Annotated in this window: 18 protein-coding genes, 1 tRNA gene and 1 pseudogene; 6 read left to right on the forward strand and 14 right to left on the reverse strand. The window is 64.0% G+C overall.

Annotation, left to right across the window (positions count from 1 at the left end; all coding sequences use genetic code 11):
* Positions 1-52: 52 nt before the first annotated feature.
* Entirely contained in the window at positions 53-571 is a 519-nt protein-coding gene (locus D1F64_RS00405) for a prolyl-tRNA synthetase associated domain-containing protein (protein WP_117410797.1), read from the reverse strand.
* A 221-nt stretch (positions 572-792) separates the two neighbouring features.
* Here D1F64_RS00405 and D1F64_RS00410 point away from each other — a divergent pair.
* Positions 793-867, forward strand: a tRNA-Gly gene (locus D1F64_RS00410).
* A 177-nt stretch (positions 868-1,044) separates the two neighbouring features.
* On the opposite strand, the gene D1F64_RS00415 is transcribed toward D1F64_RS00410, so the two are convergent.
* Positions 1,045-4,113 carry an efflux RND transporter permease subunit gene (locus D1F64_RS00415; RefSeq protein WP_117410798.1) on the reverse strand — a complete coding sequence of 1,023 codons (3,069 nt, stop codon included), beginning with the start codon at positions 4,111-4,113 and terminating at the stop codon, positions 1,045-1,047.
* Positions 4,114-4,115: 2 nt separating this feature from the next.
* Positions 4,116-5,303, reverse strand: coding sequence for an efflux RND transporter periplasmic adaptor subunit (locus tag D1F64_RS00420; protein ID WP_117410799.1), 1,188 nt, complete (start codon positions 5,301-5,303; stop codon positions 4,116-4,118).
* Positions 5,304-5,739: 436 nt separating this feature from the next.
* Here D1F64_RS00420 and D1F64_RS00425 point away from each other — a divergent pair, with 436 nt between their 5' ends.
* Positions 5,740-6,327 carry a TetR/AcrR family transcriptional regulator gene (locus D1F64_RS00425; protein WP_205470593.1) on the forward strand — a complete coding sequence of 196 codons (588 nt, stop codon included), beginning with the start codon at positions 5,740-5,742 and terminating at the stop codon, positions 6,325-6,327.
* 6 nt (positions 6,328-6,333) lie between these two features.
* Here D1F64_RS00425 and D1F64_RS00430 read toward each other — a convergent pair whose 3' ends face one another.
* On the reverse strand, positions 6,334-7,008 hold the full coding sequence (locus D1F64_RS00430) for a YggS family pyridoxal phosphate-dependent enzyme (RefSeq protein WP_117414318.1): 675 nt from the start codon (positions 7,006-7,008) through the stop codon (positions 6,334-6,336).
* Between the two features lie 162 nt (positions 7,009-7,170).
* Here D1F64_RS00430 and leuS point away from each other — a divergent pair, with 162 nt between their 5' ends.
* Both leuS and lptE read left to right on the forward strand, forming a co-directional pair.
* Positions 7,171-9,780: a leucine--tRNA ligase gene (gene leuS, locus D1F64_RS00435; RefSeq protein ID WP_117410800.1), complete on the forward strand. Its 2,610-nt coding sequence runs from the start codon at positions 7,171-7,173 to the stop codon at positions 9,778-9,780.
* The gene (lptE, locus tag D1F64_RS00440) at positions 9,767-10,315 is read left to right on the forward strand and encodes an LPS assembly lipoprotein LptE (RefSeq protein WP_117410801.1); all 549 of its coding nucleotides are present in this window, start codon (positions 9,767-9,769) and stop codon (positions 10,313-10,315) included. Before leuS ends, lptE begins: the two co-directional genes overlap by 14 nt.
* 162 nt (positions 10,316-10,477) lie before the next feature.
* Here the strand turns inward: lptE and D1F64_RS00445 are convergent, their stop codons facing one another.
* Complete coding sequence (locus D1F64_RS00445) at positions 10,478-11,953, reverse strand: glycosyltransferase family 39 protein (protein WP_117410802.1); 1,476 nt, start codon at positions 11,951-11,953, stop codon at positions 10,478-10,480.
* A gap of 219 nt (positions 11,954-12,172) precedes the next feature.
* Here D1F64_RS00445 and holA point away from each other — a divergent pair, with 219 nt between their 5' ends.
* On the forward strand, positions 12,173-13,210 hold the full coding sequence (gene holA / locus D1F64_RS00450) for a DNA polymerase III subunit delta (protein ID WP_117410803.1): 1,038 nt from the start codon (positions 12,173-12,175) through the stop codon (positions 13,208-13,210).
* A gap of 339 nt (positions 13,211-13,549) precedes the next feature.
* Here holA and D1F64_RS00455 read toward each other — a convergent pair whose 3' ends face one another.
* The 5 genes from D1F64_RS00455 to mnmE form a co-directional block, all read right to left on the reverse strand.
* A complete protein-coding gene (locus D1F64_RS00455) occupies positions 13,550-14,476 on the reverse strand; it encodes a ParB/RepB/Spo0J family partition protein (RefSeq protein ID WP_117414319.1) in 927 nt (308 codons plus the stop codon).
* Positions 14,477-14,597: 121 nt separating this feature from the next.
* On the reverse strand, positions 14,598-15,425 hold the full coding sequence (locus D1F64_RS00460) for a ParA family protein (protein ID WP_117410804.1): 828 nt from the start codon (positions 15,423-15,425) through the stop codon (positions 14,598-14,600).
* Entirely contained in the window at positions 15,422-16,147 is a 726-nt protein-coding gene (rsmG, locus tag D1F64_RS00465) for a 16S rRNA (guanine(527)-N(7))-methyltransferase RsmG (protein ID WP_205470594.1), read from the reverse strand. Before rsmG ends, D1F64_RS00460 begins: the two co-directional genes overlap by 4 nt.
* Positions 16,134-18,011 (reverse strand): tRNA uridine-5-carboxymethylaminomethyl(34) synthesis enzyme MnmG, encoded by a 1,878-nt coding sequence (gene mnmG, locus D1F64_RS00470; protein ID WP_117410806.1) that lies wholly within the window; start codon positions 18,009-18,011, stop codon positions 16,134-16,136. The genes rsmG and mnmG overlap by 14 nt, the downstream gene beginning before the upstream one ends.
* 242 nt (positions 18,012-18,253) lie before the next feature.
* Positions 18,254-19,621, reverse strand: coding sequence for a tRNA uridine-5-carboxymethylaminomethyl(34) synthesis GTPase MnmE (gene mnmE / locus D1F64_RS00475; RefSeq protein WP_205470595.1), 1,368 nt, complete (start codon positions 19,619-19,621; stop codon positions 18,254-18,256).
* A gap of 100 nt (positions 19,622-19,721) precedes the next feature.
* On the opposite strand from mnmE, the gene D1F64_RS00480 reads away from it, so the two are divergent.
* Entirely contained in the window at positions 19,722-21,725 is a 2,004-nt protein-coding gene (locus tag D1F64_RS00480) for a thioredoxin domain-containing protein (protein ID WP_117410808.1), read from the forward strand.
* Between the two features lie 162 nt (positions 21,726-21,887).
* Here D1F64_RS00480 and D1F64_RS00485 read toward each other — a convergent pair whose 3' ends face one another.
* The 4 genes and pseudogenes from D1F64_RS00485 to hemE all read right to left on the reverse strand — a co-directional run bounded on the left by D1F64_RS00485 (position 21,888) and on the right by hemE (position 25,634).
* On the reverse strand, positions 21,888-22,406 hold the full coding sequence (locus D1F64_RS00485) for a GNAT family N-acetyltransferase (RefSeq protein ID WP_248304561.1): 519 nt from the start codon (positions 22,404-22,406) through the stop codon (positions 21,888-21,890).
* Between the two features lie 216 nt (positions 22,407-22,622).
* Positions 22,623-23,888 carry a transcription termination factor Rho gene (rho, locus tag D1F64_RS00490; protein ID WP_117410810.1) on the reverse strand — a complete coding sequence of 422 codons (1,266 nt, stop codon included), beginning with the start codon at positions 23,886-23,888 and terminating at the stop codon, positions 22,623-22,625.
* 237 nt (positions 23,889-24,125) lie between these two features.
* Positions 24,126-24,556 (reverse strand): annotated as a pseudogene (gene hemJ, locus D1F64_RS00495) (protoporphyrinogen oxidase HemJ).
* 40 nt (positions 24,557-24,596) lie between these two features.
* Positions 24,597-25,634: a uroporphyrinogen decarboxylase gene (gene hemE / locus D1F64_RS00500; RefSeq protein WP_117410811.1), complete on the reverse strand. Its 1,038-nt coding sequence runs from the start codon at positions 25,632-25,634 to the stop codon at positions 24,597-24,599.
* Between the last annotated feature and the right edge of the window lie 149 nt (positions 25,635-25,783).

A 25,783-nucleotide genomic window follows, 5' to 3' on the forward strand; every position in this document is an offset into this window, starting at 1 on the left:
AGCCGGCCACGAAGCGCGCCCGCGTCCGTCATGTGGGAAACCCGCGCAGGATTTACAAATCCGCGTCCACGGCCGCCTCGGTGACCGCCACGATCCGCGGCTCGTGTCCGCAGGACCGGGCGAAGCGCAACAGGTCATCGCGGGCAATACTCGTCGTCGCGTCGTTGGACAGCGGATGGTAGTTGAGCACCTCGTGCGCCATCATGGCGGCATCGAAGATTGCTGTCACCTGCTGCCCGGTGTCGTTGATCAGCGCGAAGGGAGTCACCGAGCCGGGTTTCACGCCGAGCACCTCCATCAGAAGCTCCGGCTTGCCGAAGGTGACGCGGCCGTGCGCGCCGATCTTCTCGTGAATGGTCTTCAGGTCGACACGCGCGTCGTTCAGCGTCACGACCAGAAACAGCCCGCCCTTCTTGTCCTTGAGGAACAGGTTCTTGGTGTGCCCGCCGGGCAGATCCCGCTCCAGGCCCGAGCTTTCCTCCACCGTGAACACGGGAGGATGCTCGAGCGTGCTGGTGGCAATCCCGAGCGCGTCGAAGCGCTGCATGAGGTCGTTGCGACTGGCGGGCATGGGCACTCCTTGGGGCGTTCCTCGGGTCGGCTGCGTGCGTCATCGCGGTGGTTGTAACGCGGGCTCCAGCCGTGCCGCAAGGCAATTGCGGACGGCGCGGGAGGCGGAATTCACCAGCTTTCCACCGATCGGATTTTCCTTGAAATCTGATGTTGCAATCACAAACGCGTTGGTTCATATAGTGCCCACCTCGCCGGCGACCTCCGCCGGCAAAAAATCAAGCGGGCGTAGCTCAGGGGTAGAGCACAACCTTGCCAAGGTTGGGGTCGGGCGTTCGAATCGCCTCGCCCGCTCCATTTCTCCCAGAAATGGTCTGTTAAAAGAACCGCCGGAAACGGCGGTTTTTTGCGTTTCGGATCGCCGTTTCGTGGAGCCACCTTGCGGCAGCCTCCGGAGAGGCGCCCCACCATCATCGCGCATGAAAAAGCCCGGGCGCGAACGCCCGGGCCTGTCTCGTCTCCAAATTGCCGCGCTTAGGCCTTGTGCGGCGCGGCGGCCGGCATCTCTTCGGGCTCATGTGCCTTATCCGCATGACCGATGTACATGTAGAACATCGGCACCACGAAGAGCGTGAACAGCGTGCCGATGGAAAGACCCGAGCAGATCACCAGGCCGATGGAATAGCGGGCTGCCGCGCCCGCGCCTTCCGACAACACCAGCGGCACCACGCCGAGCACCATGGCCGCCGTGGTCATCAGGATCGGCCGCAGGCGCTCGCGGGCCGCTTCCACGATGGCCTCGGATTTCGTCATGCCGTGCAGCTCACGCTGGGCATTGGCGAATTCCACCATCAGGATCCCGTGCTTGGTGATCAGCCCGACCAGCGTGATCAGCCCCACCTGGGTGTAGATGTTCAGCGTGCCCAGGCCGAGATTGAGCGGCACGATGGCGCCGAAAATCGACAGCGGCACCGACATCATGATGATGAAGGGATCGCGGAAGCTCTCGAACTGTGCGGCCAGCACCAGATAGATCACCACGATGGCCAGCACGAAGGCGATCAGGATCGAATTTCCCTGCTGCACCTCCAGCCGCGACTGACCGGCGTAATCCTCGAAGAAGCCGGCCGGCATTTCGGCACGGGCAATCTCCTGCAGGGTCGACAGGCCCTCGCCCGTGGTCACCGTGGGCAGCGGCAGCGCCGACAGCGTCGACGAGTTGAGCTGGTTGAACTGCTCGACGGCGGCCGCGGTCGCGTCTCTCTTTACGGTCACCACCGAGGACAGCGGCACCATGTCGCCGCCGGCCGAACGCACGTAGAACTGGCCCAGCTGCTCGGGATTCAGGCGATAGTCGGCGCTGACCTGCGGAATGATGTCGTAGGCCCGTCCCTCGCGGTCGAACTTCGACACCGAGGCGTTGCCCACGAGAATATTCAGCGTCTGGCCTATGGTGGCGATGGGCACGCCCAGCGCCGCGGCGCGTTCGCGATCGATCAGCACGGTCGCCCGTGGCTTTTCGAACGACATGGAATTCTGCACCACGATGAACTTGCCCGACGCCATCGCCTTCTGGCGCACGGTTTCCGCTACCTCATAGACCTGCTCCGCCGGACCGGTGGTCTGCAGCACAAGCTGGATCGGCAGGCCGCCGCCCGATCCGGGAAGCGAGGGCGGTGCGAAAACGAAGGCCTCGACGCCGGTGGACTGAGAGATTCGCGGCTGGATCATCGCCTTGATCTCGGCCTGCGACTGCTCGCGCTCGCCCCAGGGTTTCAACGCCCAGATGGCGAAGGCGGAATTCGTTCCCCCAGTCCCCACGAGCTGGAAGCGCGCTTCCACGCCAGGCACGTCGTCGGTCAGTTCGTAGAACTGGTTGGTGTAGAGCTGCGTGTAGTTGGACGTCGCATATTGCGGCGCGGTCACCATGGCGAACAGCGCGCCCTGGTCCTCGTCGGGCGCCAGTTCGCTCTTGGTGTTCATGAACAGGAACCCCGAGGTCGCGAGCAGCGACACCACGATCAGCAGCGTCACCGGCTTGTAGTCCAGCGACGACGACAACCGGCGGCCATACCAGCCGGCAAGCCAGGTGAACACCCTGTCGACGATGGTCTGAAACCGGCTGCCATGCGCCGACAACAAGCGCGCCGACATCATCGGCGACAGGGTCACCGCCACGAAGCCGGATATGAACACCGCGCCGGCCAGCGTGAAGGCAAATTCGCGAAACAGCGCGCCGGTCACCCCTTGCGTGAAGCCGATGGGCGCATAGACCGCGCCCAGGGTGATGGTCATCGCGACGACGGGCCCGAAAATCTCCTTCATGCCGACGATCGCGGCGTCCAGCGGTTTCAACCCGTCCTCCAGATGCCGGTGGATGTTCTCCACCACCACGATGGCGTCATCCACCACCAACCCGATGGCCAGCACCATGGCCAGAAGCGTCAGGGTGTTGAGCGAGTAATCCAGGCTCCACAGGAAGAAGCAGACGCCGACAAGCGACAGCGGAATTGTCACCAGGGGGATCAGCACCGCCCGGAACGAGCCCAGGAACAGCAGGATCACCAGAATGACGATGATCACCGCCTCGCCGATGGTCTTGAACACCTCCTCGATCGAGGCCGAGATGAATTTGGTCGAATCGTAAACGACCGTCATCTCCATGCCGTCTGGCAGGCTTTCGACCAGCCGCGGAAGCACCGCGCGCACGCCCGCCGCCGTATCCAGCGGATTGGCCGAGGGCGTCGGCATGATCCCGAGGAACACGCCCTGCTTGCCGTTGAACGACACGCGCACATCGGTGCTCTCGGAGCCCAATTCCACGGTACCGACATCACGCAGCCGCACGACTTCGTCGCCGTTCGATCGCACCGGCAGCGCACCGAAGGCCTCCGGCGTCTGCAGCGTCGTCTTGGTCTCGATCGTATAGGCGACATATTCGTTCTCGGTCTTGCCGGGCGCCGAGAGGAAATTGGCCTGCTGGATAGCGGCGAGAACTTCCGCCGCCGTCACGCCACGCGACGCCAGGCGAACCGGATCGATCCAGATGCGCATGGCGAACGTCTGATTACCGAGAATTTCGGCATTGGCCACGCCATCAACAATGGACAGTTGCGGCTGGATCACGCGGGACACGAATTCCGTGATCTGCTGCGGCGACATGCGCTCTGACAGCACCGACAGATACATGATGGCAAACGACCGGCCGGTGCCCTTCTGGATCACCGGATCCTCGGCCTCGCTCGGCAACTGCCCGCGCACCTGCTGCACCTTAGCGATGACCTCGGTCAGCGCCTTGTCCGGATTGGAGTTCAGCCGCATGTTGACCGAGACGGTCGACAGGCCCAGCGAGCTCTTCGACGTCACATAGTCCACACCTTCCGCCGCCGCCACCGCCTTGGCGATCGGCGTCGTGATGAAGCCCTGCACCAGATCGGCGCCGGCGCCGGGGAAAATCGTGGAAACGGTGATCACCGTCTCGTCGATCTTCGGATACTGACGCACCGACATGTTGAGAACGCCCTGCGCGCCAAGCAGCAGAATCAGCAGGCTGACAACAATGGACAGCACGGGGCGCCGGATGAAGATCTCTGAAAAATTCACGGCTATGCTCCCGGCTTGGCCGCCGCCGCGGCGGGATCGATGGTGTTGTCGATCTTCACCGGACTGCCGGCCGAGAGCCGGTTCTGACCCGCGCTGACAACCTGTTCACCGGCTTTCAGGCCCTCGGTGATCTCGATACGGCCCTCATTGCTGCGGCCGACCTTGACGAAGATCTGGCGCAGAATGAGCTTGTTCGCATCGTCCGCTGCTTTCTCGCTCCCGGTGTCCGCATCGCCGGTTCCGGCGGCTTCGGCGGGTTTCGCGGCGTCGGCCGCCGGTTTGGCCTCGTCCGCCACAAAGACGTATGTACCGTAGAGGCTTTGCACGACCGCGGTTTGCGGCAGCGCTATGATGCCCTCTTCCTCCGGCAACTCGACACGCACGAAGGCGAATTGTCCCGGCCGCAGGGCGCCGTCGGTATTCTCGAACTCCGCCTGCACGGCCACGAGCCGCGAGGACGGATCGATCTTCGGGTCGATACCCGTGATCTTGCCGCGATAGGCCATGTCCGCTTCCGTCACGCCGACCGCCAGGGGCTGGCCGATCTTCAGCTGCGCGAAAAGCTGCTCGTTCACGGAAAAGTCGACCTTCATGGTCTTGAGATCCTGGAGCGTCGCGATCACGGATCCAACCGGAAGATATTCGCCGGCATCGATGCGCGGGATGCCGATTGTGCCGGAAAACGGCGCGACGATCTTCTTCTGGTTGATTTGCGCCTGCACGCGTTCCATCTGCGAGCGCGAGGCATCCAGCGCCGCCTTGGCGTTGTCGAGCGAGGACGTGGAGCTGAAACCGCGATCCGACAATTGTGTCGACCGCTTGAGCGCGCCTTCATCGCGGCTGACATTGGCCTTGGCGGCAATCAGATCAGCCTGCTCGACTTCATCGTCGAGCTGAACGAGCAGATCGCCCTTCTCCACGTTCTGATTGGACTTGAAGGTGATGGCGGTAACCACGCCTGCGGCCCGCGAGGCGACATCGACGCCCTGGCGCGCGACGATCGTGCCGATCGCTTCGATGCCGGGTTTCCAGACCTCCGGCTTCACCGTGATCGTGGAGATATTGACAACCGGGGCCTGACGGTTCGCGAAGAACTGCCCGATCATCTTGTCACGGAACAGATTGAAGCCGACGAGACCGCCGGAAACGAGAGCAATCAGGATGATTGCAATGATGAAACGCTTGATCATGAACCCTCCGGCCTGTCGGCCGGCCTATGTCAGACAACGACAAATGCCACAGCGTGCGGGGAGCCCGCTCCGGCTTTTAAGCCTCGAATACCTCAAGGATGTTAAGAGAAACCGACTTCAACGCACAAAATTGGCCGGAGACTGACGCTGCGGTACTTTCCACGCATTGCATACCGGCCACAGGAAACCGCGAGGCCGTCCCGCCGGCAGAACATTTGCGTTCACACGCAGCGGACCGCCCACGGGTCATTGAGATACAGCCGATGCGTCTCCCGGCTCAATCCCGCCACGACACGCCCGCTCCGGTCCGGGAGGAAGGCTGGACCGATTTCGCAACTGCAAGCTTGATTACTTTACCGTCCAGACGGTAAAGTCAAGCCGAAGAATGACCCGCGCGCATGCGGCCTGAGCCATACGGCAAGGATCCCCGGCCACCGTGACCGAAACAACAATCAAGGCGAGCGAACCGAAGAAGCGCTCCAACGCGCGCGAACGCATCATCGACGCGGCGATTTCCGTCGCCCAGAGCGAATGCGGCGGCAAGATATCGCTCGACGCCGTCGCAGAAAGCGCGGGGGTGTCGAAAGGCGGCCTGCTCTATCACTTCGCCTCCAAGTCCGCATTGCTGCAGGCGATGATCGCGCGCCACGTGGATACGCTCGACGAGGCGATCGAGGCGGCGCACGCGCAGACGTCCCGCGACAAACGCCCCAACGCCATGATGAGGGCCTATCTGCTGGCGTTTCGCGTCAAACTGTGTAGCGGAAAGAAGCCGGCACAAGGGTTTCTCACGGCTATCGCCGAGGAGCCGGCCCTGCTCGACCCGGTCCGCGCGCATCACGCGCGCCTGATCGCGGAAATTGAGACAAAAAGCGACGATCCCGAACTGGCAATCATGGCGTTTCTGGCCGTGGAGGGCATCTGGAATCTGCGGCTGTTCGAGACCAGTCCGTTCAATGAGACGCAGCTGACCAGCCACTTCGATAGTCTCATCGACCTGCTGGCCGATCCCCCGCGCCACTGAACTTTCTCAAGCGGGATAATCGCGGGTGCCGAAGATCGCGCTGCCGACGCGCACGTGGGTCGCGCCGAAGGCAACCGCGGTGTCGAAATCCCCCGACATGCCCATCGACAGGCCGGCAAGCCCGTTTCGCTCGGCGATCTTACGCAGCAGCGCGAAATGCAGCCCCGGGTTCTCGTCCGCCGGCGGAATGCACATCAGACCCTCTATCGCCAGACCGAGTTCGTCGCGGCAGCATTTGACGAACGCATCGGCGTCTTCCGGCAGCACGCCCGCCTTCTGCGGCTCGCCGCCGGTGTTGACCTGGATGAAAAGCGTCGGCGTCCGGCCCTGCGCCTCCATCTCCGCCTTGATGGCCCTGGCGATCTTGTCGCGGTCGATCGTGTGGATCACGTCGAACAGCGCCACCGCATCTTTTGCCTTGTTGGACTGCAGCGGCCCGATGAGATGCAGCTCGATGTCCTCGTGACGCTCCTTCAGCGCCGGCCACTTGGACTGCGCCTCCTGGACGCGATTCTCGCCGAACACCCGCTGCCCCGCCGCGATCACCGGTTCAATATGCTCGATGTCGAATGTTTTGGAGACGGCAACGAGCGTCACCGAACCCGCGGGCCGGCCGGCGTCGCGTTCCGCCTCGAGGATCCTGGTTTTCACCTCTTGGAGGCGGCTAGCGGCGTCACTCATCGGCGGGATCTTTCGCAACTTCACAAAGTTCCTGCCGACATGCGCCGGCTTGAACGCAATTTCAACCCCTTGCATGGTCTGTTTCGGTTGACCCGGGGGGTTATTTCTGGTGACTGTCCGCCAGTGATTTCCTCCCAAGACATAGAGAAAACGGCGACATAGATGGCGAGCGAGCGATACAACGCACGCGAGGCGGAAGCCCGGTGGCAGAAGATTTGGACCGACAACAACGTCTTCACGACCGACAATGACGACCCGCGACCGAAATACTATGTGCTGGAGATGTTCCCCTATCCGTCCGGGCGCATCCATATGGGCCACGTGCGCAATTACGCCATGGGCGACGTCGTCGCCCGCTACAAGCGCGCCCGCGGCTTCAACGTCCTGCATCCCATGGGCTGGGACGCCTTCGGCATGCCGGCGGAAAACGCCGCCATGCAAAACAACGTGCATCCCAAGGACTGGACCTACCAGAACATCGCCTCGATGCGTGGCCAGCTTCAATCCATGGGCCTGTCGCTCGACTGGAACCGCGAGTTCGCCACCTGCGATGTCGCCTATTACACCCAGCAGCAGAAGCTGTTCCTCGACTTCCTCAACGCCGGTCTCGCCTATCGCCGCAACGCCAAGGTGAACTGGGATCCTGTCGACAGGACGGTGCTGGCCAACGAGCAGGTGATCGACGGCCGCGGCTGGCGCTCCGGCGCGCTGGTGGAACAGCGCGAGCTGACGCAATGGTTCTTCAAGATCACCGAATTCGCCTCCGATCTGCTAGAGTCGCTCGACACCCTCGACCGTTGGCCGGACAAGGTGCGCCTGATGCAGAAGAACTGGATCGGCAAGTCGGAAGGCTTGCGGGTCTTGTTCGAATTCGCCGCCCCGGCTCCCAACGGCGACACGACGCTCGAGATCTTCACCACCCGCCCCGACACGCTGTTCGGCGCGAGCTTCATGGGCCTGTCGCCGGATCATCCGGTGACAACGGCGCTGGCCAAGGACAATCCCGAGCTTCAGGCCTTCGTCGAGGACTGCCGCCGCATCGGCACCACGGCCGCCGCCATCGAGACGGCGGAAAAGAAGGGTTTCGACACCGGGCTCAAGGTCAAGCACCCGTTCGATCCCGAGCGCCTGCTGCCAGTCTATGTCGCCAATTTCATCCTGATGGACTACGGCACCGGCGCGATCTTCGCCTGCCCGGGCCACGACCAGCGCGACCTGGATTTCGCCGGCAAATATGGCCTGCCGGTGATCCCCGTGGTGCTCCCCGAGGGCGCCGATCCCAAGGATTTCACGATCCTTGAGGAGGCCTACGTCGGCGACGGCACCATCTTCAATTCCGCGTTCCTCGATGGTCTGCCGATCGCCGAGGCCAAGGAGGAAATCTCGCGCCAGCTGGAATCGCGCACCATCGGCGGCGCGCCGCAGGGCGTGCGCCAGGTGAACTACCGGCTGCGCGACTGGGGCATCTCGCGCCAGCGCTACTGGGGCTGCCCGATCCCGATCATCCATTGCGATGCCTGCGGCCCCGTGCCGGTGCCCGCCGCCGAGCTACCCGTCGAGCTGCCCGAGGACATCACCTTCGACAAGCCCGGCAACCCGCTCGACAGGCACGCCACCTGGAAGCACGTCGCCTGCCCAGCCTGCGGCAAGCCGGCCACGCGCGAAACCGACACGATGGACACGTTTGTCGATTCATCGTGGTATTTCGCCCGCTTCACGGCCCCCCACGCCTCAACGCCGACCGACCGGGAGGCCGCCGACGGCTGGCTGCCGGTGGACCAGTACATCGGCGGCGTCGAGCACGCGATCCTGCACCTTCTGTATTCGCGCTTCTTCGCCCGCGCCATGAAGGCCACCGGCCATATCGGGCTGAAAGAGCCGTTTGCCGGCCTGTTCACGCAAGGCATGGTGACGCATGAGACCTACAAGGCGGCCGACGGCGCCTGGGTCAGCCCGGCCGAGATCGAGATCGCCGATGTCGATGGAAAACGCACCGCCACGCTGGTGGCCGACGGCACGCCGGTGACCATCGGTTCCATCGAGAAGATGTCGAAGTCGAAGAAGAACACCGTCGACCCGACCGATATCCTGGAGTCCTACGGCGCGGACACCGCACGCTGGTTCATGCTGTCCGACAGCCCGCCCGAGCGCGACGTGATCTGGACCGAGGAAGGCGCCCAGGGCGCGTTCCGCTTCGTCCAGCGTGTCTGGCGGCTGATCGGCGACATCGCCGAGACCGCGCCCGCCGGCGACCGCCCCGGCACATTCGGCGATGCGGCGACCGAGATCCGCCGCGCGACGCACAAGACGTTGGCCGCGGTGGAAAGCGATATCGAGCAGCTCGGCTTCAACCGCGCCGTCGCCCGCCTCTATGAGCTGGTCAACACGTTGAGCCGCGCGCTGGCCAAGGGGCCGGCGGATGCCGATGCCCGCTGGGCGCTGCGCGAGGCGGCCGATTTCCTGATCCACATGATGGCGCCGATGACGCCGCATTTGGCCGAGGAATGCTGGAGCGTCCTGGGCCATGATACGCTGCTGTCACAGACCGGCTGGCCCGATGTCGACAAGACGCTTTTGGTGGAAGACACCGTCACCATGCCGGTGCAGGTCAACGGCAAGAAGCGTGCGGAGTTGACCATTGCCCGCGACGCATCGCAATCTGACGTTGAGACGGCGGCGCTTGCTCTGGACGCCGTCGCCCGTTCGCTGGAAGGCCGCGCGCCGCGCAAGGTCATCGTCGTACCGCAGAGGATCGTGAATGTCGTTGCATAACACCCCGAGCGGCCGCCGCCGCAACCTTGGCCTTGCGCTGTTCGGCGTCCTGCTCGCGGCGGGCGTCGCCCTAGGCGGATGCAATGTCCGCCCGCTCTACGGCACCACGCTCGGCGCCGGCGGGCAGACCTATGAGAAACTGGCCGCCATCCAGATCGATCCGGCCAAGGATCGCGTCGAGCAGGTGCTGCGCAACGAACTGATCTTCATGTTCCAGCGCGGCGGCGAGGCGGCCCCCACCCGCTACCGGCTGCGCACCATCCTCAACCAGTCCAGATCGGCCGTGGCTGTGGAAGAACTGGCCGATGTGCCCGCAGCCTATCTAGTCGCGATGACGGCGAGCTTCCTGCTGATAGACGCAGATACCGACGAGACGCTGCTCACCGGCACCTCCTTCGCCAACGCGTCCTATGACTTTTCCAACCAGCGCTTCGCCAACCTGCGCGCCGCCCGCGACGCCGAGGACCGCGCCGCGAAAGTCATCGCCGACGACATCCGCACCCGAATCGCGTCGTATTTCGCCACCAAGGGCTAACCCGGCCACAGACGATCCTTCGGATGCGCCCGGCCTGCGCCGGGTTCCTCGGGAGGAAATGGCGCAAGCTATTGAATCTATTTTAATGTCCAGACACTGCACCTCATCCTGCGGAAGCCGCAAAGCGGCTGTCTCGAAGGATGTGCGACATGCTCCCGTGCGTCATTCCGCGTCCGAATCGGACACCGGGCGCGCAATCGCGTAGCCGATCACCAGATCGCCGGGCCGCGACCATGGCACTAAGATATGCCCCTGGGTACTCACATCGAGGCCCTCGGGCGCATCACCCCCGCCGAACCACACCAGCAGCCATCCGTCGCGCGCCAGCTCCTGCGCCAAAATCCAAGGCGACAGGGCATCGAGCCCGGGAATGCGCACCGAGGGACGATCCGCGCTGCCCGCCGACACCAGTCCCGCCAGCCACGGCTCCCCCTCAACGATGCGCAGCGGCCCACCTGTCTCCCTGCGCCAGACATCCGTCAGCCGCCCCGCGATTTCGGCCATCGGCCACCCGTTACGCGGCGGCTTGCGCTGCAGCCAGTCCGCCACCGGCCCCTGGAGCGCAAAGGCGGCGGGCAGCACCACAAGCAGCAGCAGGCAACCGGCCAGCATCCGCTGCGCGGCAGGCTTGCCCAGCCGCGTTCGCAGCAGCGCCACGGCGAGAAGCCCGGAGGTGGTGAACATCGGCGCCCCCCACATGTCCTTCAGTCCCGCGCCGGTGACCAGCGCGAGCGCCGCCGTGAGCAGCACCGGTCCGAGCGTCGCCACCGCAAGATAGCGCAGGCCATGGGGCGCGAGCGGTGCAGGCTCCTCCTGCGCGCCGCGCATGAACGGGAACGCCAGGCCGAGCGGCACCAGCATCGGCAGGTGATCTGCGATTTGGGTGACGAGAAACCCCAGCGGACGCCAGGCGCTCGTGTGCGAGGCCATGCTGCGGTTTTGGGCATAGGTAAGCGGCAGGAAACCGGACTCGGCCAGCCACACCAGGTGCGGCGCGGCGATGACGAGCGCCAGACACAGACCGATCCACGGCGCGGGGCCCAACAGCGCCCGGCGCAAATTCGGCTCCGCCAGCAGCCACATGCCCAGCACCGCGTAGAGCACTCCCACGCTGTATTTCGCATAAACGCCAAGCCCCGCAACCACCCCGAGCCACAGCCAGGGCGCCAGCCGGCGCGGCGCGCTTGAGATCACGACAACCAGATAGATTGCCGCCGCCCAGATCGGCATCTGGACCACGTTGTGATTGAGTTCCGGCGTCGGCCAGGAGAAGTAGAACACGCTGGTCAGCAGCGCCGTGCCCAGCAGGGCGTCGCGCGGCCCCATCAACCGGCGGCCGAGCAGAAAGACGAAGACAAACGTCAGCGCCACGCAAAGCTGGCTCGCCAGCATCGGGCCCCAGATCGCCTCGCCTGTCGCAAGCCGCGCGGCTTGCGCAATCCAGGCTGGCAGCGGCGGGTGTTTGTAATAGCCGAGCTGCCACTCCTGGCCCCAGGCCAGCATCTCGGCCACATCCAGCGTCGGCGACAGACTGCCGGCCGCCGGCAGCGCGGTCCACAGCAGAACCTGCAGCGCGCACAGCCAGCCCAAACCCTCGAGGGGATGGTCGATGAAATGTCGTTCGAGGGTCCGAAACACCTGAAAATCCTGTCGAAAGAGACGCTGGGTTATCTAATGACGGTATCGCATTTGCAAGGCCCGGAGACGAAAACACCCCCCCTCCCGGCGCGGCGCAATCGGCCGCATCGCATCATGCCGATGGTCAACACCCGGTCCGCGCGGTATATGCACCTTGTACGAAGTCCCGGGCACGCGCCGACCCGAATACCGCTTCCCGTCCGTATCGGAACCTGACCCATGGTCGCTCTGAAAGCCGCCGAAATCGATCGCTTCGTCGCCAATCCGTCCCAGACGGTGCCGGTGGTGCTGGTCTACGGACCGGATACGGGGCTTGTGGCCGAACGCGCACAAATCATCGTCAAGGCCGCGAGCAAGGACAACGACGATCCCTTCTCGCTCGTGAAACTCGATCCCTCCGACCTGACATCCGATCCGCAGCGGCTGATCGACGAAGTCCTCACGGTTCCGCTGTTCGGCGGCAAGCGGATCATCTGGGTGCGCAACGCAGGCGGCGCCAATCTCGCGCCGGCGCTGGAACCGGTCCTCAAGCTCGGCACGGCGGACGCGCTCGTTGTCATCGACGCGGGCGATTTGAAAAAGACATCCGGCATCCGCAAGCTGGTTGAAAAGCACCGCACCGCCGTCGCCATTCCCTGCTACGCGGACGCGACCCGCGATCTGGAAAAACTGATCGATGAGGAGACCCGCCTTTCGGGCCTGACGATCACCCGCGAGGCCCGCTCCGCCCTGCAGTCCTTGCTGGGCGCCGACCGCATGGCCTCGCGCGGCGAGATCCGCAAGCTGTGCCTCTACGCCCTGGGCAAGGGCCGCATCGAGGCGGACGACGTCGAGGCCGTCGTCGGCGACGCCTCGGCCTTCGCACTCGACACGCTGATTGACGCGGCGGCCACCGGCGATCTCGCGACGCTCGACCATGGGCTGGACCGGCTCGACGCCTCGGGCATCCACATCTCGGTGATCGCCACGTCGGTGCTGCGCCACTTCCAGTGGCTACATCAGGCCCGCGCCGAGGTCGACGCCGGCAAGACGGCGGATTTCGTCGTCGATCGCGCCCGTCCGCCAGTCTATTTCAAGCGCAAGACGATGATGGCGCAGCAGATCCACATCTGGTCGACCGACCGGATCGAACGCGCGCTCGAACTGCTCGACGACGCGGCCGCCAAGTCCCGTCTCATGCAGACCCTCGGCGTCGCGATCGTCTCCGATGTCCTGGTCACCATCGCCCGCGTCGCCCGCCAGGCCCGCCGCCGGTAAGGCGTTTCGCAGCCGATTCGATGCAGGCCGATACAAACCTGGCTCACGACCGAAGCGGCGACGGAGCACATCACACGCCTCACCCACAGACGTCATGCCCCGGCGCAGTCCGGGGCAACCACTCTGCGGGCTGCAGCCAAAGGGCCATGTATGAAGACGGCTGAATCTCCCGTTGGAGACCGTCACGATGCCGCGCTTTGGATTGGATTGCCCGGACAAAGCCCGGCATGACGGGAGCAGGAACGCCAGCCACCCCATCCCTTTCGCAGCCGAATCGAAAAGGGCCCGCCAGATCAACCCGGCAGGCCCTTGAAATACATCATTATTCAACAATATCAGTTACTTGGATGACTCCAGCAGCTTGCAGATCGCGTCCAGCTGTTCCAGTGACTTGTATTTGATCTTCATCTCGCCCGCCCCGGTCTTTTCCTTGTGGCTGATGGCGACCGTGAAGCCGAGGCCGTCCGTCAGGCGTTTTTCTAGCGCCAGCGTGTCCGCCGGCTTCTGCGGCTTTTCGTTCGCCGCCTTGGCCTTTTCCTTCTTCAGCGCTTCCGGGTCCTGCGCCAGCTTCTCCGCCTCACGCACGCTGAGACCCTTTTCCACGATCACCTCGGCCAGCGCGGCCGGATCGTCCGCGGTAATCAGGGCACGGGCATGACCGGCGGTCAGCAGACCCTCGGCCAGGTAGTCCTTCACCGAGTTGGGCAGCTTCAGCAGCCGCAGGGTGTTCGCCACATGCGAGCGGCTCTTGCCGATGACCTTGGCGAGCTCGACCTGGCTATACGAGAACTCGGCCACGAGCTGGTCGTAGCCGAGCGCTTCTTCGATCGGATTGAGATCGGCGCGCTGGACATTCTCGATGATCGCGAGCTCAAGCGCTTCCTGGTCGGTGACCTCGCGGATGACCACCGGCAGCTCATGCAGGCCCGCCTTCTGCGCGGCGCGCCAGCGGCGCTCACCGGCGATGATCTCGAAGTGTCCGGACTTGCCGGGCACCGGACGCACCAGGATCGGTTGCACGATGCCCTTCTCGCGCACCGAGTCGACCAGATCCGACAGATCGTCATGCCCGAACGTCTTACGCGGATTGCGCGGATTGGGCCGGATCATCTCAACGGGCACCTTGCGCGATCCACTGCGGTATGTCGCGGACTGCTCTGCCGTCGGCTGCTGTCCCGCGCCGGACTCCGGACCGACTTCGCCGATCAGCGCCGCAAGACCACGGCCAAGCCGCTTGTTCCGTCCACCACCTGCCTCATCTGCCATGACGTCGTTCCGCATTTTTGGATCGCCCACACCGGGCATCTCGCAGCATCTCGAATTCAACAAGGCCCACGCGCACGCGTCGGCAAACCCATCATAGGCTGGCCGCGACCGCCGGGGATAACTAAGCCGCTTCGCGCAGCCGCCGCTCGCGCTGAATGATCTCCGAGGCCAGCCGCAGATAGGACTGGCTGCCGCTGCACTTGAGATCATACAACAGCACAGGTTTGCCGTAGGACGGCGCTTCGGAGACCCGCACATTGCGCGGGATCACCGTCTCATAGACCGTATCGCCCATCGTTTCGCGCACGTCGGCCACCACCTGGTCGGACAGGTTGTTGCGGCTGTCATACATGGTCAGCACGATGCCGTGGATCGTCAGTTCCGGGTTCAATGCGTTCTTCACCTGCTCGACCGTGCTGAGCAATTGGCTGAGGCCTTCGAGCGCGAAAAACTCGCATTGCAGCGGCACCAGGATCGAATGCGACGCGCTGAGCGCGTTGATGGTCAGCAGGTTGAGCGACGGCGGGCAATCCACCAGCACATAGCTGAAGTCGGGCAGATCCGAACGTTCGCGCGCGGCGGCCACGTAATCCGAGATCGCCTTGCGTAGACGAAACGCCCGGTCCGGCGCATCGGCGATTTCCAGCTCGAGGCCGAGAAGATCCAGCGTCGAGGGCGCCACCCACAGCCGCGGCACGGCGGTCTCGCACAGCGCATGCGCCAGCGTGTCGTCGCCATAGAGCACGTCATAGGTGGAGATTTCGCGCTGGCTGCGGTCGATGCCAAGCCCGGTGGAGGCATTGCCCTGCGGGTCGAGATCGACGACCAGAACCCGCTCACCGATGGCGGCGAGCGCCGTTCCCAGGTTGATGGCGGTGGTCGTCTTGCCGACGCCGCCCTTCTGGTTGGCCAATGCAAGCACGCGAGGAGACCGAGGAAGCACACTCATTGCGAAACACCCTTGCCTTGCCCGCGCGCCGCAATCCGGCTGACTTCCAGAATAACACTGTCGGGATCCACGAGACTTACTTTTTCTACCAGATCCAGCTCCCAGGCGTGAGACGCTTTCTCGATCTCCGCGCGATATTCGCGCCCTTTGTGGAAAAAGGCCCGCGCGCCACGGGCCACAAAGCCCTGTGCGAAGCCGCAGAGCTGGTCGAGATCCGCAAGCGCGCGCGCCGAGACCGCATCGATCGGCTCGGACCAGTCCTTCGTCACGGAATCGATTCGACCCGCGTGCACGGTAGCCGGGATTCCGGTCTCGCGAATGACGGTGCGCAGAAAGGCCACTTTCCGCTGATTGCTCTCCACCAGGTGCACCATGGCGCCGGACGCATCCGCCTTGCCGGCCAGAAGAATCGCCGTGACCAGGCCCGGAAAGCCGGCGCCCGAGCCGAAATCGATCCACCGCCGGGCATCCGGCGCGAGCCGATAAAGTTGCGCGCTATCGGCCACATGCCGCGTCCACACCGCATCGAGCGTCGAGGCGGAAACAAGGTTCTGCGCCGGCTGCCAGCGGCGCAACAGCGCCACATAGGCCTCCAGGCGCTCCCGCGTTTCACGTGAAACAGAGATCACGCCCTCAAGCGCCTTAGGGCCGTCCTGAGGCCCCGCGGGCGCGCCGGAACCAGTGGTAGAACCTGCGGCGCGTCTATTGTCAGGCTGCGCCACGGGATCCCGCCTTCGCTGTATCGCGTTTCTTCACATGGGCGAGGACCAGCGTCAGCGCCACCGGGGTGATCCCATCGATCCGCCCGGCCTGCGCCAGCGTTCCCGGCCGCACTTTCGCAAGCTTCTGGGTCAACTCATTGGACAGCCCGCTGATCACCGAATAATCGAAATCGGCGGGGATCACCGTCCCCTCCTCGCGCTGCAGCCGCGCGATATCCGCGTCCTGCCGCTCCAGATAGACTGCGTAGAGCGCGTCGATTTCCACCTGCTCGGCCACGTCCGGCGCGAATGCGCCGAGCTGCGGCCAGATCGCCGACAACCGCTTGAGATCCACGCCGGGATACGACAGCAGATCGAATGCGTTCCGCCGGACACCATCCTGATTGATATCGATCCCGAATCGACGCACCTCGGTAGGGCTCGCCACAAGCCGCCTCACCTCGACGCGCGCCGTCTCCAGCGCCGCCATCTTTGTTTCGAAGGCGACTCGACGTGTCGCGCCCACGCAACCCGCCTCCAGACCCATCGAAGTCAGACGCTGATCCGCGTTGTCGGCACGCAGTGTCAGACGGTATTCCGCGCGCGACGTGAACATGCGGTAGGGCTCGGAAACACCGCGCGTCACCAGGTCGTCAACCATCACGCCGATGTAGCCTTCCGCCCGGCCAATCGTCAGCCCCTCGCCGCCGCCGGCACGCCGCGCCGCGTTCAGCCCGGCGAGCAACCCCTGCGCCCCCGCCTCCTCGTAGCCCGTCGTGCCGTTGATCTGTCCGGCGAGAAACAGCCCCGGCACGCGCCGCGTCTCCAGCGTGGAGGTCAGCTCCAGCGGATCCACGTGATCGTATTCGATGGCGTAGCCCGGCTTGAGGATGGTCACGTTCTCCAGCCCGGGAATCGTGTGCAGGAAGGCCGCTTGCACGTCCTCGGGCAGCGAGGTGGAAATCCCGTTGGGATAGATCGTCGGATCGTCCAGCCCCTCGGGCTCGAGGAAAATCTGGTGCCCGTCGCGCTCGCCGAAGCGCATGATCTTGTCCTCGATCGACGGGCAGTAGCGTGGCCCGGACGAGGTGATGGAGCCGGAATACATCGCCGAGCGGTGGATGTTGTCGCGGATCACCGCGTGGCCCTGCGGCGTCGTCCGGGTGATGTGACAAGGCACCTGCCGCGTCGTGATCGATCTGGTAAGCGTGGAGAACGGTACGGGGATCTTATCGCCGGGCTGCTCCTCGAGCGCACTCCAGTCGATGCTGCGTCCGTCCAGCCTGGGCGGCGTTCCGGTCTTCAGCCGGCCGAGCGCGAAGCCGCAGCGCTCCAGCGTCGCGGACAGGCCCATGGCCGGCGCCTCGCCCACCCGGCCCGCGGGAATGCGCGTGTCGCCGATGTGGATCAGCCCGCGCAGGAAGGTGCCCGTGGTCAGCACCGCCGCGCCGCAGTCGAGCCGCCGTCCGTCGGCCGTCAGCACGGCGCGCACCCGGCCGTCCTCGATCACCAGATCGTCGGCCTCGCCCTCGACCACCGTCAGCCCGGAAACGCCCTTGAGCAGATTCTGGATCGCCTGGCGGTAGAGTTTTCTGTCGGCCTGGGCACGGGGGCCGCGCACCGCGGGTCCCTTGCGCCGGTTGAGCAGACGGAACTGGATGCCGGCGGCGTCCGCCGCCCGGCCCATGAGTCCGTCAAGCGCGTCGATCTCGCGCACCAGATGGCCCTTGCCCAGACCGCCGATCGCCGGGTTGCAGGACATGATGCCGATGCTCTCGGCGCGATGGGTGAGCAGCGCCGTGCGCGCGCCCATGCGCGCGGAGGCCGCGGCCGCCTCACAGCCCGCATGACCGCCACCGATCACAATGACATCGTATTCGCTCATGGCTTTCGATCTGTCTTTGAAGGAGAGCCCTGTCCATAGCCCAAGCCCGGCCGCAGGTCAAAGATCTCTCGCAGGACGAGGCGTTTTTCAGGGCTGCAATCGACCCGGCAGGGCTCGCCCGGATTTCATCCCGTCTTATCCACAGACATGGCCCTTTCGGATCGAATCCGAATCGACACGGGTTAACAAAGTGTTTCACGTGAAACACCCACAGCAATCCACAGACCCATACCGAGTTATCCCTATTTGCCGATGCAAAAGTCCCGGAAGATGACGTCCAGAAGATCCTCAACGCCGCTGGTTCCGACGATGCGCCCAAGCCCGGCCGCGGCCCCGCGCAGCTCCTCGGAGCGCAGTTCCAGCGGGCTCCGCACATTCTCCAGCGCCCGATCCAGCCCCGCGAGACAGGCCACCAGTCCCTCGCGGTGCCGGGCCTGTGTGAGAAGCACGTCCTCGCCGCGGCCCATGGCGCGGGAAGCGAACCGCTCCAGCGCCGCGATCAACCCGGCGGTGCCCTCCGCGCTCCTCACCGAGATCGCCAGTGGTGCGCCCTCTTCCGCATCGCCGGATCGTTGCGCACACGAATCCAGATTATCCAGCCGGTCGGCCTTCGACATCACCGGCCACACCGGCACGCCGGAGCGCGCCAGCACATCCGGCACCGGCATGGGCCCCGCCGCAGAGTCGTTCATCCACAGCACCAGATCCGCGCCCTCCGCCCGCAGCAGGGCCCGCCGGATGCCTTCGCGCTCGATCGCCCCCGCGCCCTTCTCGCGCACCCCGGCGGTATCCACCAGCGTCAGCGGATAGCCGCCCAGATCCAGATGCACCTCGATCACGTCCCGCGTCGTCCCGGCTTCCTCGGTGACGATGGCGGCATCGCGTTGCGCCAGAGCATTGAGCAGCGACGACTTGCCGGCATTGGGCGGCCCCAGCAGCACCACCTGCAGCCCGCTGCGCAGCCGCTCCCCACGCCGCCCGTCATCGAGATGGTGGCGGATTTCGTCTCGGATCCGAATCACATCCTCCCAGATGCTGTCGGAAATGCCGCCCGGCACATCTTCCTCATCGGCGAAGTCGAACTCCGCCTCGATCATCGCCCGGGCACGGGTCAGCCGCGCCGCCCAATCGCTGTAGAGCCGTCCCAGAGCGCCGCCCATCTGCCGCAGGGCCTGGCGCCGTTGCGCCTCCGTCTCGGCCGTCACCAGATCTCCCAGGCCCTCCACCTCGGTCAGATCCAGCCGTCCCGCCTCAAACGCCCGGCGGGTGAAGCCCCCCGGTTCGGCCGCCGCCAGTCCGTCAAAGGATGCCAGCGCCCTGAGCACCGCGGCCACCACCGCGCGGCCGCCGTGCAGCTGCAGCTCGGCCACATCCTCGCCGGTGAAACTCGCCGGGCCCGGGAACCACAGCACCAGCGCCTGATCCAATATGGATCCGTCCCCGGGATCGGACAGCCGGCGCAGCGTGGCGACGCGCGGTTCCGGCACGCCCCGGCAGAGCGTTTCGAGAACGAATCGGACGCGCGGGCCGGACAGCCGGATCACGGCGACGCCCGAGGGCAGCCCGCCGCTCGACAGCGCGTAGATCGTTTGCCGCTCATTCATCGCCATCCCGCACCCCTCGCGCTCGCCACAGTCCCGGCCTATGCTTGGCATCACATAAGCCCATCGTGGCCGCACGGCCAGTCCCGTCTGACACACGAAAGACCGCATGACCGAAAATCTCCTCGCCCATGAGACCAGTCCCTATCTGCTCCAGCACAAGGACAACCCGGTTCACTGGCGGCCATGGAATGCCCAGGCCCTGCAAGCCGCCCGTGACAGCGGCAAGCCGATCCTGCTGTCGGTCGGCTACGCGGCGTGCCACTGGTGCCACGTCATGGCGCACGAGAGTTTCGAAGATGCCGAGGTCGCCGAGGTGATGAACCGGCTGTTCATCTGCATCAAGGTGGATCGGGAGGAACGGCCGGACATCGATCAGATTTACATGAACGCTCTGCATGCGCTTGGCGAGCAAGGCGGCTGGCCGCTGACCATGTTTCTGACGCCCCGGGGCGAGCCCTTCTGGGGCGGCACCTACTTTCCCAAGCAGAGCCGATGGGGCCGTCCAGGCTTCATCGACGTGATGCAGCAGATCGCGGATGTGCACGCCACGCAGCCCGACAAGGTCGCCTCCAACGCCCAGGCCCTCATGCAGGCGCTGAAGCGCCGCAAGACCGCCACCGAGGCGCCGCTGACCTGGGAGATCCTCGACACGGCGTCCGAGCGCCTGCTGGGGCTAATCGATCCGGTCAACGGCGGCACCCGCGGCGCGCCCAAATTCCCGCAAGGCTCGATCCTCGAACTTCTGTGGCGGGCCGGCAAGCGCACCGGCAATTCCCAGTACGACACTGCCTTTCTGCATTCGCTGCGGCGCATCGCATCGGGCGGCATCTACGATCATCTCGGCGGTGGCTTTGCCCGCTATTCGGTCGACGAACAGTGGCTGGCGCCGCACTTTGAGAAGATGCTCTACGACAACGCCCAGCTCCTCGAGCTGATGTGCGAGGCCTGGGCGGACACTGGCGACGATCTGTTCCGTCTCCGAATCGAGGAAACCATCGGCTGGCTCGAGCGCGAGATGCGCCAGTCCGGCGGCGGCTTCGCCTCCTCGCTCGATGCGGACAGCGAAGGCGAGGAAGGCCGATTCTACGTGTGGGACGCCTCAGAGATCGAGGACCTCCTGCCGGCCGATGACTATGCCCTGTTCGCGGCCTGGTACGACGTGACGCCGGGCGGCAATTGGGAAGGCAAGACGATCCTCAATCGTCTTCAGTCCGAATCGATCGCCGATCCGGAGACCGAGGCGCGTCTTGCGGACATGCGCGCGACGCTTCTGGACCACCGCGCCGGCCGCGTCCGGCCCGCCCTTGACGACAAGGTGCTGGCGGACTGGAACGGCATGACCATCTGCGCGCTGGTTCGCGCGGCCGAATTGTTTTCACGTGAATCATGGGCCGCGCTCGCCCGGGACGCCTATCAGTTCGTGACCGATTCGATGACCCGCGATGGCCGGCTCGGGCATTCCTGGCGCGCGGACAAGACATTGTATCCAGGACTCGCCAGCGACTACGCCGAGATGATTCGCGCAAGCCTCTGCCTGCACCGGCTGACAAACAATCCGGAATATCTGGAAAAAGCCCAGTCTTTTGAGAAAATAATCTATGAATATCAATGGGATAACGATAATTTCGGGTATTTTCTCACCGCCTCCGATGCCGATGACCTGATCATCCGGCCAAAAAGCGCATTGGACGACGCCACCCCCAATCCCAATGGCGTGATGGTGTCCAATCTGGTGCGTCTGTGGCAGATCACCGGCGAGGATCTTTATCGCGAGCGCGCCGACGCCGTGCTCACCGGTCTGGCCCCGGATATCCACGCCAACATTTTCGGCGCCGCCAGCCTGCTTAACGCCTTCGACTTCCGGCTCGATCCGGTGCGGGTGATCGTGGTGGCGGGAAAGCCGGATGCGGCCCTCGAGGAGATCCTGAACACGGCGCCGGCGCGCAATCTCGTGCTGCAGCGGGTGACGGACACGACACACCTCCCCGACAGGCATCCCGCGAAGGGCAAGCAGGCGGACGTGGGAAGGACCACCGTCTATGTCTGCCGCGGCGAGAGCTGCTCCCTGCCGGTAACCGACGCCACCAGTCTGAGGCCTCTGCTCGGGTGATGGACCCGGGCTTGTGCACGTGGGGTCAGACTAAGCGTTCCTGAGCGCTGGTACGTCCCACACCCTCATTGTCATCCCGGGCGCGGTGCAGCGTGCAAGCGGTGCGCCGCAGACCCGGGACCCCGAAATACCCACAACGACCAAGCATCCTCACGCCACACGTCAGGCCCGCGCCAGAAACCCTTGCCGCCAGTCCGCCGCGCTGAGCCGGTACAGCACGTGCCGCTTCAAGGTGTGATCGTCGGCAATCGCGGGATGATCGAAATCGGAATCAGCGTCGTGGCGCATCCCCAGCCGCTGCATCACCGCGCGCGAACGGTGGTTGTCGGCACTCGTGAAGGACACGATTTCGAGCAATCCCAAGGTTTCGAAGCCGAATCGAAGCCATGCGGATCCGGCTTCGCTCGCAAAACCCCGTCCCCATGCGGAGCGGACCAGTCGCCAGCCGATTTCAACGCAAGGTTCGAAGGCCAGCGCCGGCTTGAAGGCCGGACGGTGCAGCCCCGCGAAACCGAGAAACTCTCCGGACTGTTTGAGCTCGATGGGAGCGAAACAGAATCCATCGATTTGCATGCGGCGGGCGGCGCGCTCGAGCAGTTCACGGCTTTCCTGTGGCGTCAGAAGGGATGGAAAAAATTCCATCACATGCGCGTCCGCGTTCATGGCCGCGAGCGCGAACACATCGCTGCTTCGCCACGGACGCAAGATCAGACGGCTAGTCTCCATAATGGGGATCATAACGAATCACCTGGATTGCCGTCGGTCGGGAGGAACCGACAAAAAAGCGCCGGACGAGAACCGCCCGGCGCTTGAATGTTTCATGTGAATCCGACGATTTCGCGTCGGATGTCGACAGGGCCGCGGAACGGATCCGAATCCATCCCGCAAGCGCGACCGTCAGGTGTTCATGCTGTCGAAGAATTCCTCATTGCTCTTCGTCTGGCGCAGCTTGCCGAGCAGGAATTCGATCGCGTCCACGGTCCCCATCGGGTTGAGGATCCGGCGCAGCACATACATCTTCTTGAGCTGATCGGGCGAAACCAGAAGCTCTTCCTTACGGGTGCCGGAGCGCTGGATATCGATCGACGGGAAGATGCGCTTGTCGGCAACCTTGCGGTCGAGAATGATTTCCGAGTTGCCCGTGCCTTTGAACTCTTCAAAGATCACTTCGTCCATGCGCGAGCCGGTATCGATCAGCGCGGTCGCGATGATCGTCAGCGAGCCGCCTTCCTCGATGTTACGCGCGGCACCGAAGAAGCGCTTCGGCCGCTGCAGCGCATTGGCGTCCACACCACCGGTCAGCACCTTGCCCGAAGACGGCACCACGGTATTGTAGGCACGGCCAAGACGAGTGATGGAATCGAGCAAAATGACCACGTCGCGGCCGTGCTCCACCAGACGTTTGGCCTTCTCAATAACCATTTCAGCCACCTGCACATGCCGCACCGCCGGCTCGTCAAAGGTTGAGGACACGACCTCGCCCTTCACCGTGCGCTGCATGTCGGTGACTTCTTCCGGCCGCTCATCGATGAGCAGCACGATCAGGTAGCACTCGGGGTGATTGGTGGTGATCGCCTTGGCGATGTTCTGGAGAAACACGGTCTTGCCGGTGCGCGGCGGCGCGGTGATCAGTCCGCGCTGGCCCTTGCCGAGCGGCGTGGTCAGATCGATCACCCGGGCGGACAGATCCTTGATCGTCGGATCGTCGACTTCCAGGCGGAAGCGTTCATCGGGATACAGCGGTGTCAGATTGTCGAAATGGATCTTGTGACGCATCTGCTCGGGATCTTCGAAATTGATCATGTTGACCTTGAGCAGCGCGAAATAGCGTTCGCCTTCCTTGGGCGAACGGATCTCGCCTTCGACCGTGTCGCCCGTTCGCAGCGAAAACCGCCGGATCTGGGAAGGAGACACGTAAATATCATCGGGTCCAGGCAGATAGTTGGCGTCCGGAGAGCGCAGGAAGCCGAAGCCGTCCTGCAAAATCTCGACGACCCCCTCACCGATAATGTCCACGTCCTGGAGAGCCAGCTGCTTCAGGATCGCGAACATCAGCTCCTGCTTGCGCATGGTGCTGGCGTTTTCGACGTCCAGTTCCTCGGCGAAGGAGAGCAATTCGGTCGGAGATTTGGATTTCAGATCTTGGAGTTTCATTTCCCGCATGGATTGGGTCTTTGCGTGTTCGCCACCGAAGGGCGTCAGAAGAGGAGAAATAAGTGGGGGATATACAGATCTTGGACCGATCGTCTAACCGGTGCGACGCCTCACATTAATCAACGCCGGGCGCCCGTCTGCAAGAAGTGGGGTAGGCGGGAACATAGACAGTTTCTTCCGCCGCGACAAGAGGTGTTCCACGGTCAAATCGCAGTTTTAAATGCAGCAATTTCAATTGCTTCACATCTAAAACGGTTTCAGCACCACAAGCAGCACGATCGCCACCATCGCCAGGGTCGGGACTTCGTTGATGATTCGGAAATAGCGTCCCGAATGCTTGTTCTCGTCGCGGGCGAACTTTTTGACGTGGCCGGCCAGCACTCCGTGCAGGCCGCTCAGCCCAGAACGAACGCCAGTTTGGCGTGAAGCCAGCCGTCGCCGAAATAGCCGTAGCCATAGGCCACGCTCAGCCCGAACACCCAGCTGGCGATCATCGCCGGCGTCATGATCGCCTTCAAGAGCCGTCGTTCCATCACCTTGAAGGTTTCCGATTGCGCCGAACCAAGCACGCAATCCGCGTGATAGACCATCAGTCGCGGCAGGTAGAACATTGCGGCCATCCAGGAGATAACCGCCATGATGTGCAGCGCCTTCAGCCAGAGATAGAGATCGTCCATCACGCTATCCTTCGCGATTCCGCTGAGGCAGCAGAGGCGATCAACGCGGTTTCGCCGCCCGCACCCGCGCGATCATCTGCTCCACATGTTCGACCGACGTCTGCGGCACGATTCCGTGTCCCAGGTTGAACACCAGCGGCCCGTCGCCGAGCTCCTCGAGAATCCGGTCGACGCCCTCATCGAGCGCCGTACCCCCGGCCACCAGCCGCATGGGGTCGAGATTGCCCTGTACCGGCACGATTGTCTGGATCTCCCGCGCCAGCTCGAACGGAACCGTCCAGTCCAGTCCGACGGCCGAAATTCCGGTTTCCGCGATATAGGTCTTCAACCGCGCTGCAGAAGCCTTCGGAAACCCGATGATCATGGCATTAGGCACCCGCTTGCGCACACCCTCGACGATCCGCCGCGTTGGCTCCAGGCACCATTGCTTGAACCCGGCCTCGTCCAGCACGCCTGCCCAGGTGTCGAAAATCTGCACGGCATCAGCGCCGGCTTCCAGTTGCCGCGTGAGATAATCAATCGACGCCTCGATGAGAATATCGATCCAACGGCCGAAGAGCTTCGGATCACGATAGGCGCCCGTGCGCGCGGCCGTCTGGTCCTGGGTGGTATGCCCGGCCACCGAGTAGCACGCAACGGTCCAGGGGGCCCCGCAGAAGCCCAGCAAGGTGGTTTCCACGGGCAGTTCTGCCCGCAGCCGTTTGACCGTTGCAATCACCGGGTCCAGATGGCCGGCCGCCCGCTCCGGCCTCAGCGCGTCAATCAAGGACTTGTCGAGAGGCTCGAGAACTGGACCCCGTCCTTCCTCGAAGCGAACCGGATAACCGAGCGCATCGGGGATGACGAAAATGTCGGAAAATAGAATCGATGCATCAAATCCGAACTTCCGGATGGGCTGAAGCGTCACTTCAACTGCCAGATTCGTTTCATAGCAGAATTCTAAAAAGTTTGGCACCTTGGCGCGTACTTCGCGGTATTCCGCGAGATAGCGTCCCGCCTGCCGCATCATCCAGATGGGCGGTGGCCATGGCCGTTCGCCCCTTAGAGCCTTCATCACGAGGCGGTCTTGCGATCGCATAGCTATCGTCCTTTATCCCGGGCAGGCTCTCTAAATAGTGTTTTGTTTAATGTTTTGTTTATTTTTTTAGGCAGTGGATTGCAGGGATCCTTTTTCATCCACATCAAAGCGGCTGTGCTGTCCCCATGGGACGCAGGCGCGCGGCGGAT

The sequence above is a fragment of the Breoghania sp. L-A4 genome (assembly GCF_003432385.1).
Taxonomy (GTDB): Bacteria; Pseudomonadota; Alphaproteobacteria; order Rhizobiales; family Stappiaceae; genus Breoghania.

Excerpts from the sequence above, each read along its gene's own strand:
- leuS (WP_117410800.1), top strand. The coding sequence starts at position 7,171 with ATGGCGAGCGAGCGATACAACGCACGCGAGGCGGAAGCCCGGTGGCAG.
- D1F64_RS00455 (WP_117414319.1), bottom strand. The coding sequence starts at position 14,476 with ATGGCAGATGAGGCAGGTGGTGGACGGAACAAGCGGCTTGGCCGTGGT.
- mnmG (WP_117410806.1), bottom strand. The coding sequence starts at position 18,011 with ATGAGCGAATACGATGTCATTGTGATCGGTGGCGGTCATGCGGGCTGT.
- D1F64_RS00430 (WP_117414318.1), bottom strand. The coding sequence starts at position 7,008 with ATGAGTGACGCCGCTAGCCGCCTCCAAGAGGTGAAAACCAGGATCCTC.
- mnmE (WP_205470595.1), bottom strand. The coding sequence starts at position 19,621 with ATGGCGATGAATGAGCGGCAAACGATCTACGCGCTGTCGAGCGGCGGG.
- hemE (WP_117410811.1), bottom strand. The coding sequence starts at position 25,634 with ATGCGATCGCAAGACCGCCTCGTGATGAAGGCTCTAAGGGGCGAACGG.
- D1F64_RS00405 (WP_117410797.1), bottom strand. The coding sequence starts at position 571 with ATGCCCGCCAGTCGCAACGACCTCATGCAGCGCTTCGACGCGCTCGGG.
- D1F64_RS00420 (WP_117410799.1), bottom strand. The coding sequence starts at position 5,303 with ATGATCAAGCGTTTCATCATTGCAATCATCCTGATTGCTCTCGTTTCC.
- lptE (WP_117410801.1), top strand. The coding sequence starts at position 9,767 with ATGTCGTTGCATAACACCCCGAGCGGCCGCCGCCGCAACCTTGGCCTT.
- D1F64_RS00480 (WP_117410808.1), top strand. The coding sequence starts at position 19,722 with ATGACCGAAAATCTCCTCGCCCATGAGACCAGTCCCTATCTGCTCCAG.
- D1F64_RS00460 (WP_117410804.1), bottom strand. The coding sequence starts at position 15,425 with ATGAGTGTGCTTCCTCGGTCTCCTCGCGTGCTTGCATTGGCCAACCAG.
- holA (WP_117410803.1), top strand. The coding sequence starts at position 12,173 with ATGGTCGCTCTGAAAGCCGCCGAAATCGATCGCTTCGTCGCCAATCCG.
- rho (WP_117410810.1), bottom strand. The coding sequence starts at position 23,888 with ATGCGGGAAATGAAACTCCAAGATCTGAAATCCAAATCTCCGACCGAA.